The following is a 9,280-nucleotide window of genomic DNA, read 5'->3' as shown; positions in this document are numbered from 1 at the left end:
GAAACGGTGAACTCCCGTACCTGAGACCGGAACTCGGTCTTGTCGCCGCCAGGGCCAGCAATCAGCAGGAGACCGAGGCCCGCATAAGGCTCGCCCACGAGGCTGCCGGCCGGGTCGACGCCTACACCGGGCCGCCCGTCTATGACCGGCACTCGCTGACGTTCTCCACCGGGAACGTGCAGATCCACTCGATCAGCGTTGCCCTGGAGCTCAGCGACCAGACCACCGCCCTCGACCGCAGCCGGCGCGCTGACCCCCACCACATCGCCGCCCTGCCGAAGTCCCGTCGAGGACATCACCACATGGACCTCGCCCGCGCGTGGCTGTGGGACGGCAGCCGCGACCGGGCCCTGGCCGAGCTGGAGAAGGCGGAGCACATCGCGCCCCAGCTGGTCCGCAATCACCCGATCGCACGGGCCACTCTGCGGAAGATCCTCTACGCCGAACGGGCCGCCACACGCGAGCGGTTGAGGGGAATGTCCAACCGATTTTCGCTGGATGACCAGCAGCTATTCCCCTGATTCATATTCAGGCTCAGCAGCGTCCATACCGTCAGGGGCATGACGGGACGACGTACCCCCCAAGAACTGGTCCGACGGCGGGCCTTAGCTGACGCCGCTTCCGGATGGCCACAGCGTGGGCACCTCGCCCACGATGCCGCCGTCGACCGCGTAGGCGTCGTGGTGGCCCTGCCGGAGGACACCGGAGGCCCCTATCACCTGTGCCCCGAAGGCGGCGGAGACAACTGGGCCGCCCGGCGTGACGACCTCCAGCCCCACGATGAGGCCGACGACGGCCTGACCATCGACGAGGCCGCCATGCCTCCTGGCGGCTTCACGCCTCACGAGGGCACCGCGTCATGACCGCCACCGCCAGCATGCCCGCCGGCGCATGGCGGTCCGTCCCTCCCACCCTCGAGGGGGACGGGCCTCATCCCCCAATGGCCACTGACATGAGGGTGCAGACATGACTAGCGCGCACCACGCTGACCCGGTTGTTCGCCGGGGAATCGCGATCCCGGGCAACCGGCCGCCGGTCGGTCAGATAGTCCGCGCTGTGGATGCCCCGCCCGGGGAACTCGCCGTCGGCCGCGTGGTGCGGTATGGCGGTCTCGACGACCCGTTCCCGGGCACTCCGTACGTCGCTCCGCTCGTTGGGGATGACCCGGCATGGCTCGCGGACCCGGAATACCTGCGGGCGGCGCGGCCGGATGAGATCGCCCGCGCCCATGGGGGTGCGTCGTGATGGCCACTGTGGACGCGCCGACGCTCCGGCTGGAGGCGCTGAGTCCGTGGCAGATGCGTGGTACGTCGTGCTGCTGGTGCAGCTACACCGCCGATGCCCGTTTCCCCGTGGCGTTGCTGCGTGAGGCGGGGGCCAGGCTGCACGCCTGCGAGACCTGCGTGGGGGTGTACGGCATCCCGGCCGTGGAGGTGGCGCAGTGACCGGCAGGAAGACGCCGGAGGTCGGGGACCTCCTCACCGACAAGCCGGGCGCCAAGTGGGTTGTGTCCGACATCGAGAGCGCCGGTCAGCCCCGAGCTGTGTGGGTGCTCCGTCCCCTGTACGGGGGTGGCGCGGATGGTGCACAGAACCGGCGTCTCAACCGTGTGGACGTGGGTGCGTATCAGGTTTTGCGTCGTCGTGGCGAATGGTCGCAGCCGTGACCGGCCATCACGCGGCCCGTGTCGGCCCGCGGTTGACGCTGGCTCCTTGATCTCCGGTGCCGTGCGGTGCCCAGTGAAGCCGCACGCCACCGGTTCGACGCCCGCCTCCCCCGTGGCGGGTCTGGCCCGGGACTGAGCGCGCCCCCGCCGTCCCAGGCCCATCAAGCTCCCGCCGGTCTCTGCCCGGCGGGTGGGAGGCCCCGGTGATGTCCGGCAAGACCGTCCGGGGCCTCCCGTTCACCGCACCACCTACGAAGGGAGTACACGGTGACCGTCACACAAGAGCACACCGCGACACCGAAGGTGAAGGCCGCGCGGGATTTGATCCGCCCGCGGGCGTTCGCTGGTGGCGTCGCCACGGTCCAGGACAACAACCCTGGCATGGAGCGCGACCTTGCCGAGCGGATCGTCACGGAGGCCCTGGCGTTCGTCGCGGCCTGCGCCCAGCACCCCGATGACCGGTTGCGGCCGTCGCGGGTCGTGGATGAGGGCTGGCACGCCCTGTTGCTGCACAGCGTGGTGTACGCGGGTCTGTGCCGCAGCCTGAGCCGGTACGTGCACCACGTCCCCGAGCGGCCGGACGTAACCCGTCACGATCCTGGCGCGCTGGTGCGGACCATGGGCCGGATCACGGACGCTGGGTACGAGGTAGACCTGCGGCTGTGGCTTCCGCCGACCGACGAGACGATCTCGGTGGCCGCGGGGTGCGAGCATTCCGAGCCGCCGCCCGCCGGCTGCGGGGCGGACTGCTCGAACACGGGGCCCAACTGACGGTCTCTGGCGGGCGGTTCTCGGGCGCCCTACGGTCGTTGCACACAGCGGAGGTGAGCATGAGCGAGTGGACTAACCCCGCGCAGGCGGCAGCGGTGGCGGCGTACCGGGCAGTGGTGGAGGCCGGCGGGCACTCTCGGCCGCCGCGTAGCAAGTGGCGCCAGCATCCTGGTCGCCGTTGCTCTGGCGGTGTGGTGGTCGTGGACCAGGCGACCGGCAGCGTCTACACGCAGCCGTGCGCCTGCGCGCATAGGCCCGAGTAACGCCAGTACTACAAACACCACTTCGGCCCGCCCTCTAAATCAGCCAGGGGGCGGGCCGACTGTTGACGTGCTCCGTCAGGTCTGGGTCACGAAAGAACGGGCGGCTACTGGTCGCTGGCCGGCTCGCTCTTGGGGCTCTCGCCGGGTGCTCCGATGGCAGCTACTGCGCGTTGAAACCACTCGTCCGGCACGACTACCGCGATGGGCCTTCCCGCCTTGGTGATGGTCGTTGTCTCTCCACTCCACCGAGCGCGTGCCAGCAAGTCGCTAAGGCCCGTGCGTGCTCGATTACTCGACATCTGCCCAGGTCGGGCGGAGTGAAGGCGGTTGAACTTCGGATGCGGGACTACACCTAGCCAGCGTCGTACGACACAATGAGTTCACTTCCGCTCGGGGGATTTGGATGCCCCTCCCCGTACGAACTCGGGTTCGCCAGCCGAGCAAGTCGGTGCGAGGTGCTTCCATAAACGACGTCGGAGATGTGTCGGCGTAACACGTTGTGGAAGGCGGTTGGAGCCCGAAGCTCCCTGGACCGAGAGGACCTTGTGCGCATGGCGAGCACCATCGACCCGTGAGAGCCCGGCCGCTGCTCGGCCTGGTGTCAGGGGGCGCCCTGACACCCGTCGCAGTGGCCTACCCGTGGGTTGGCTTCATCCCTCTATTCGGCGCGCTAGCCATACTGGCCTGCGTCGTTGTGCCCGGCGTCTGGTCTGCGAAGCCAGCGCGGCGGCGGGATGCCCGAGCCATGACCGAACTACTGCTTGGCATGCCTCCTCGGAGGCGTCGGTGACCCGTACTCACACATGTCGTGCTCCACCGGTCGGTTCCGCCAAGCGGGGATAGGGGCTGTGGCGAGCCATGCCTTACTGCACAGTCCCTCCCCGTCTCCTCCTGAACGCCACTCAACTCGCCGGGCGTATCACCGTGCCGTCCGGGAACTGGAAGAGGAGACCGGCCTGGCGCGGGCGAGACCCGTCTGCTCCGCGTAATCGCCCGCTCCCCGCGACTACGAGTGCACGGGCCCATCTCTTCCTGGCCACGGCCCTTCGGCCGGGCCGTACGCATCGCGACGAGACCGAAATCGGCATGACGTGCAGCGGTGGAAGCTGGACGATGCCGTCGAGGCGGTTCGAGCGGGCCAGATCACAGGGGCCGGGAGCGTGGCTGCGCTCCTCCTGGCCGAACATACGCTGCGAACCGACGGAATCGGAGTTCCGTGACACTGCCGAGGACGTGCAGATCACGCTGCTCATAGCGCTGTGCTCGTCCGCCAGGCTGAGATCGCCGACGCCTTGGTGGATCTGCTGATCGCCTTGGTCCACAAGATCAACGCACGTGCTGAGCGGCGGGTGGAGAAGCAGTTGACCACCGGTTGATTCCCTTCCACCTACGCATCTGAGCGCCGACCAGTAACCCACACGAGTGAACAAGGGCTACGTCGGACGGGCGGGGGTTCGCTTTCCTGCGCACTGTGTGTGTCCAGTACTACCCTGATTAACGGGGCGTGAGTTGGTGGTCTCGGGACGGGGGCTCGATGACGAATCGACCGTCAGCTGCTGAAGGCGGCGGGCGTTATGAGGTGCATGTGGGCGATGTGGCGGGTCAGTTCGTCGTGGGCTCGCGCAACACAGTGATCCACAACGAGGGGGCACGGGAGGCGTCGACTCCCGTCACCGAAGCGCAACTCGTCGGATTACGCGCGGAGTTCATGCGTCTGCGGTCGCTGATCGCGGAGCTGGGCGAGGGCAACCGCGGGGCGGAAGAACGGCTGGACGAGCTGGAGGAGGCCGTCACCTCTGCGGAACCGGACGTCTCCGTCATGGTCTATGTGCGCAACTGGTTCCTCAGGACGCTGCCCGCTCTGGCCGGGACGGTGACCGCCCTGATCGCCGACCCTGTCGTCGGGCAGCTGGTGCAGCAGACCGGTGACCAACTGGCCCTGGAGTACGACCGGCACTTCGGCACCCACCGGCCCGGAAGCGGTGCTTCGGACCGGTGATGGAGGACTCCGGCGCTCAGGTACGGGTCAGCGGGGACGTCCGTGGCCAGGTCGTCGTGGGCGACCACAACATTGTGGTGTCCGCAGAGAGGTCGGTCGTCACCATCCTCAGGGCCGGGCAGCGACCGGCGTGCAGGCGACGTGACGAGGTGGAACTTCTGCCGCGCCGCATGTACAAGACCGTGGGACGCGAGGAGGAGCTGGCGGCCATCACGGAAGAGATGACCGCCGGGGGGCCGGTGCAGGTCCACGGCTCGTCGGGTATGGGGAAGAGCACGCTGCTGCGGATGGCCGCCCACGCGCTGAGCGGTCGATGGGACGGCGTCGTGTTCGTGGATGCCGCAAGCCGTGACATCGGAGACGTCTTCCAGGACGTCTTCGAGACGTGCTACGACGCCCCCGGCTATCGTCCGAGCCCCACCGAACTTCGGCGGCTGACGGCCGGTGTCCGGGTGTGCTTGCTACTCGATGACCTGACGTGCGACTCGCACCTGCTCAACACGGTGCTGGACACGGTCAGGGACGGCCGGGTGCTGTACTCAGCCACCGAACGGAGCCTGTGGGGAGAAGGCAAGGCCCTGGCCTTGAGCGGGCTCCGCCCGGACGCCACACTCGCCCTCCTGACTCTGCAGCTTGGCCGCCCCCTGCACCCGGACGAGCAGCCGGTCGCCGACGCACTGCTGCAGGCGACCGAGGGCTCGCCCCGAGAGCTGTTGCGCGCGGTGACGGAGACCCGACTGCGGGCCCCCGCCGAACTGGAGAACCTGCTGGCGAACGTGCTCGCCGGCCTGGCGGGCACGGATCGGGAAGTCGTGAAGCTGCTTGGCCTGGCAGGCGCCGGCGGTGTGAGCACCGGCCTGCTGGCCGAACTGATACCGGATGCCGCCGCCATGGGTGAGGTGTGTGAGCGGCTGATCGCCACAGGTCTCGTCGTCCCCACCGTCCGTGGGTACCGGATCTCCACGGAGGTGGCGGACGCCCTGCCCGAACGGCTGCGCCCGGACCGGGCCGCGCTCGCCGGGCTGTGTAACCGGCTCCGTGCTTGGGTGGACACTGCCGACCGATCCCCGGCCGAAGTGTCCGCAGACGGCGCGCTGCTCTCCGCTGCGATCGAGGCCGCGACGGGCTCGGGGGCCGCAGCCGAGGCGGCTCGACTGGCCCGTACGGCCGCGCCGACAGTCGCCTGCTCACTTCGACTGGGCGTATGGGGCCGCATCCTGGAGCAGGGCAGGGCAGCTGCCGAGCGGGCCCGGGAGGACGGCATCCTCGCCTACCTCACGCACGAGGACGGCATCCGCCACCTGGTGACCGGCAAAAGGGTGGCGGCCACCGCCGCGTTCGCCGCCGCAGCGGAGATATGGCGGCGACTCGGTGAAAGCGACCACGCAGGTGCAGCCGAGGACGCGGGCGAGCTGTGCGGTCCCGATGCCGCCTCACCTTCGCAACCCGGCACGCACGACGGCGCCGATTCCGCCGACCCGTCAGCCTCCACCGACCCGCCTGAGGTCTCGTCCGCAGGCCAGGACGGGGCCTCGTCCGTCGGCCAAGACGCGGGCACCTCGGCCGGTCCCAGCCCGGATGCGGCCCCGGATCCGACCAGCGGCCTGGCGTCGACGCCTCCCCTGGATGCCAGCACGGCCGCGGTGGGCGCCAAAGGCATCGGGCTGACAGCCAAGCTGGTCATCGGCGGCAGCCTGGCGGCCGTCACCGCCACAGGGCTGGTACTCGGTCAGCAGGCCACCACCCCGGACACGGTGTCAACGCGCGTGATCGTCACCACCAGCGTCGCCGAGGTGACCATGCCCGGAAAGCCGGAGGACGACTGCCTGGTCAAAGCGGGAGGGACCGACTGCACGACCGTCGTCACCTCCAAGAGGGGAACGAAGGGGCCCGTCCAGGTCAAGCCCACTGGACCGCTGCCGGGCGGAGTCAAGATCCTTTACTGGGGGTGCGAGGAGGATCCCGAGGCCACCTCCTGCACGGTGCGGGCCGACAAGAGCAGCATCGTGTGCATCAGCACCACCAGCCCGGCCGACAAGGCGGCCAGGCAGCACTGCGCCAAAGCGACAGATTCTCCACGACCCATCGTCCGGCCCGAAGCGATGCCGTTCGCCTATGAGCGCGACGGTGCGCTGCGGGTCGTTCGCGACGACGACACGGTGGCCGAGATCAAGCTGGGCGCCGAAGAGTGGGTCCACGACACGGAGTGGACGCCGGACGCCGGCAAGCTGCTGGTGGTGACCCAAACCCGCCTGCTGTCGGTGGACACGCGTTCTGGCGACACGGCAACCGCTGCCTGTTCGCAGTGCAACAGTGTCGCCGTCGCAAGGGGACGTGTTTACACCCCCCTCCGCCCGCCCGAGGAGCGGACCGACCCTCTTGACTCCGGCCGCCGAGAGCTGACCGTGCACATGCTGGCGGACCTCGCCCCGGCAGGGACGCTCCGCCCGGACGGCGTTGGCGAGCAGGGCGCGCAGGGCATTTCGGAGATCGCCGGGGCAGGGGACCGCCTCGTCGTATTCCATCACATCGGGACCAGCCCCGGCGCGCCACACTGGGCCGAGTCCGAGGTGCTGGTAGTCGACCCGGAGACCGGCGCGACGAGGACCGTCCCAGGCGGAACCGTCGACGAAGTCGGCGATGTCGCTTACACGCCGCGCAGCTGGCTTGGCCACCCAGTGGTGGCGTTCGTCGATAACGAATCGCCGTTATTTGGAGGTAAGGCGTCGGTTGTGTGGTTCGACCCGGCGCGCGGCGGGCAGCACGTGGTCAGCGACGCCGCGATGCGTGCTCGGGCAGGGGTTGAGGCCGATGCCGACACATGGTTCGAAAGCCTGTGGTGGGACCCGGACCGCACCGTGCGTGTAAGCGCGGAAATCGAGCTCAGCGACTCCTCCGTCATGCCCCCGGCCACGCCGTGGCGCTACGACGGCACAACGTGGCTGCGCGTGCCCTACCGCGCGTCGGACAGCACGCCTACGGCCAAGGTCGCCGAGGTGCGCAACCTCGGCGGCGGCTCCACGCTCGGCCTATTCGGCCCGAACGGGAAACTGAACCTCGTCCGCGGCGGCGCCGACCAGTTGCTGGCTGATGGCGTCAAGGCGCTGTGGACCCCGCCGGCATAGACACCGCTCGGGCGCATAGTGGGCATCGCTGACCCCGACACGCATTCTGTCATCTCCAAAGCCACACTTCGCGGTTTCCCTACCCGGGCGCGGGCGACAGGCGTGGACGAGGACCCGGAGCTGCGCCGCGCTGCGTGGGACCTGTACGTGGCGCTGCACAACCTTGCGGACAGCCGGTCCTTCGGCCAGGTCCTCACCTCCGTTCAGGACGAGGGGCTCAGCGATAGCGACGATGTTCTCGCCTAACTGGACCGGTGCCAGGAGGTGTTGATGCACCTCCTCCCGACCTGATCCAGCAGGTGCGCGACGCCATCGCTTCCTGGGAGAACCACCCCGCCAACCGGCTCGTACGGCTCATGCCGCTGCCCAATGCCCTTGCCGCGATCGCTGGATCGTCCCTACCTCTCCAGGTGCCGCCCATCTCGTAGGAAACCGTGGGCAGGGCAGCGTCGGCTCCCCCGGTGCCTACCTTCGGATGTTGGCGCCTTCGGCAGGGTGGGCGGTGGTCACGTAGCCATCGCGGTCGTTGAGGACAGGCCGAACAGCCGGATGATGTGGACGGGTTCGGCGGTCTCGTGGGCTTCGTCAAGGACGCGGTCGACGCGAAGGCGGGTGGCGTGCACGTCACCCAACTGCTGCAGCAGGCGGTGCAAGTGGGCCTCGGTGATCGGAGGTTTGCGGTAGTCGGCCGCAGTCTGCTGGCTGAGCAGGAGGTGCGGGTTCTGGGTCCGTGGCCATCGCTCGTGCCGCTCTCGCAGCCAGTGGGCCACGGACAGCCCGCACCAGCCTCCCCACAGGTCACCCCAGCGCCAGCCCAGACTTCTTCAGGGCAAGTAGCTAGCCTGCTCCGCCCCCGGCGCCGGAGGGTTTCCCAGCGTCACATTCCCCATCCGTACGGCGGCCGCGGCACCGTGGCTGGCATGGAGGTGCACGCCCAGGGGCAGGCCGACCGTAGGCGTTGAAGGTACGGGCCGGGTAGGGGTGGCTGGCTGCGGCATGGTCGTGCCGCGGCGGGGCTTGGGAAGGGCGTTCAGCTTGTCGTAGGTCTTCACCCCCCAGGTCGGCGAGGGTGTAGGCGCGAGGGCAGGCTGGACAGACCACGGCGGTGCAGCGGAACTGACGGCCGGCCGACTCGTAGGGGCGGCGCAGCGAGTGCAGCGGTGTACTGCAGGCGGGGCACGAGCCGAGGGCTTGTTCCTGGTAGGACCATCCCGGTTCCCGAAACCGTGCCAGGAGACCATCCTCATCTAGGACGGTCTCCCAGCGCTGCCGAACAAGTTCAGTGACTGTGGCCTGGGTCATCTGTTCTCGCGCCGCATCCACGGCACCAACTCTGCCAGCAGTTGCCACGGTTGGCGAGGAAAACATCCAGGCCGGACGGGCGAGACTGCACGGACTGCAGGTGAAGCACAGCGAGCCCCAACGGACGGCAGGTCCGCGTTGTCGCGGCGACGGC

At 69.0% G+C, this 9,280-nt stretch carries 9 protein-coding genes and 1 pseudogene; 8 read left to right on the top strand and 2 right to left on the bottom strand.

Features of this window, described 5'->3' with window-relative positions; all coding sequences use genetic code 11:
* The 5 genes and pseudogenes from AB0I10_RS39130 to AB0I10_RS39110 all read left to right on the top strand — a co-directional run.
* Nucleotides 1-521: pseudogene (locus AB0I10_RS39130) on the top strand (transcriptional regulator); the annotation flags it as partial.
* Between the two features lie 39 nt (nt 522-560).
* Entirely contained in the window at nt 561-863 is a 303-nt protein-coding gene (locus AB0I10_RS39125) for a hypothetical protein (RefSeq protein ID WP_363157519.1), read from the top strand.
* 193 nt (nt 864-1,056) lie between these two features.
* Entirely contained in the window at nt 1,057-1,245 is a 189-nt protein-coding gene (locus AB0I10_RS39120; protein WP_363157518.1) for a hypothetical protein, read from the top strand.
* Nucleotides 1,245-1,445 (top strand): hypothetical protein, encoded by a 201-nt coding sequence (locus AB0I10_RS39115; RefSeq protein ID WP_363157517.1) that lies wholly within the window; start codon nt 1,245-1,247, stop codon nt 1,443-1,445. The genes AB0I10_RS39120 and AB0I10_RS39115 overlap by 1 nt, the downstream gene beginning before the upstream one ends.
* 488 nt (nt 1,446-1,933) lie before the next feature.
* Nucleotides 1,934-2,437, top strand: coding sequence for a hypothetical protein (locus AB0I10_RS39110; RefSeq protein WP_363157516.1), 504 nt, complete (start codon nt 1,934-1,936; stop codon nt 2,435-2,437).
* 367 nt (nt 2,438-2,804) lie between these two features.
* Here the strand turns inward: AB0I10_RS39110 and AB0I10_RS39105 are convergent, their stop codons facing one another.
* Nucleotides 2,805-2,999, bottom strand: a complete 195-nt coding sequence (locus AB0I10_RS39105) for a type II toxin-antitoxin system prevent-host-death family antitoxin (protein ID WP_363157515.1) — start codon at nt 2,997-2,999, stop codon at nt 2,805-2,807.
* A 1,235-nt stretch (nt 3,000-4,234) separates the two neighbouring features.
* Here AB0I10_RS39105 and AB0I10_RS39100 point away from each other — a divergent pair.
* The 3 genes from AB0I10_RS39100 to AB0I10_RS39090 all read left to right on the top strand — a co-directional run bounded on the left by AB0I10_RS39100 (nt 4,235) and on the right by AB0I10_RS39090 (nt 8,070).
* On the top strand, nt 4,235-4,699 hold the full coding sequence (locus AB0I10_RS39100) for a hypothetical protein (RefSeq protein WP_363157514.1): 465 nt from the start codon (nt 4,235-4,237) through the stop codon (nt 4,697-4,699).
* On the top strand, nt 4,699-7,824 hold the full coding sequence (locus tag AB0I10_RS39095; RefSeq protein WP_363157513.1) for a hypothetical protein: 3,126 nt from the start codon (nt 4,699-4,701) through the stop codon (nt 7,822-7,824). The genes AB0I10_RS39100 and AB0I10_RS39095 overlap by 1 nt, the downstream gene beginning before the upstream one ends.
* A gap of 102 nt (nt 7,825-7,926) precedes the next feature.
* A complete protein-coding gene (locus tag AB0I10_RS39090; RefSeq protein WP_363157512.1) occupies nt 7,927-8,070 on the top strand; it encodes a hypothetical protein in 144 nt (47 codons plus the stop codon).
* 260 nt (nt 8,071-8,330) lie between these two features.
* Here AB0I10_RS39090 and AB0I10_RS39085 read toward each other — a convergent pair whose 3' ends face one another.
* A complete protein-coding gene (locus AB0I10_RS39085) occupies nt 8,331-8,594 on the bottom strand; it encodes a hypothetical protein (RefSeq protein ID WP_363157511.1) in 264 nt (87 codons plus the stop codon).
* Nucleotides 8,595-9,280: the final 686 nt, after the last annotated feature.

This window comes from Streptomyces sp. NPDC050636, from assembly GCF_040654775.1.
In the GTDB taxonomy this organism is placed as follows: Bacteria; Actinomycetota; Actinomycetes; order Streptomycetales; family Streptomycetaceae; genus Streptomyces.
This window is presented reverse-complemented; position numbering and strand designations above follow the sequence as displayed.

Excerpts from the sequence above, each read along its gene's own strand:
- AB0I10_RS39125 (WP_363157519.1), top strand. The coding sequence starts at position 561 with ATGACGGGACGACGTACCCCCCAAGAACTGGTCCGACGGCGGGCCTTA.
- AB0I10_RS39115 (WP_363157517.1), top strand. The coding sequence starts at position 1,245 with ATGGCCACTGTGGACGCGCCGACGCTCCGGCTGGAGGCGCTGAGTCCG.
- AB0I10_RS39105 (WP_363157515.1), bottom strand. The coding sequence starts at position 2,999 with ATGTCGAGTAATCGAGCACGCACGGGCCTTAGCGACTTGCTGGCACGC.
- AB0I10_RS39100 (WP_363157514.1), top strand. The coding sequence starts at position 4,235 with ATGACGAATCGACCGTCAGCTGCTGAAGGCGGCGGGCGTTATGAGGTG.
- AB0I10_RS39095 (WP_363157513.1), top strand. The coding sequence starts at position 4,699 with ATGGAGGACTCCGGCGCTCAGGTACGGGTCAGCGGGGACGTCCGTGGC.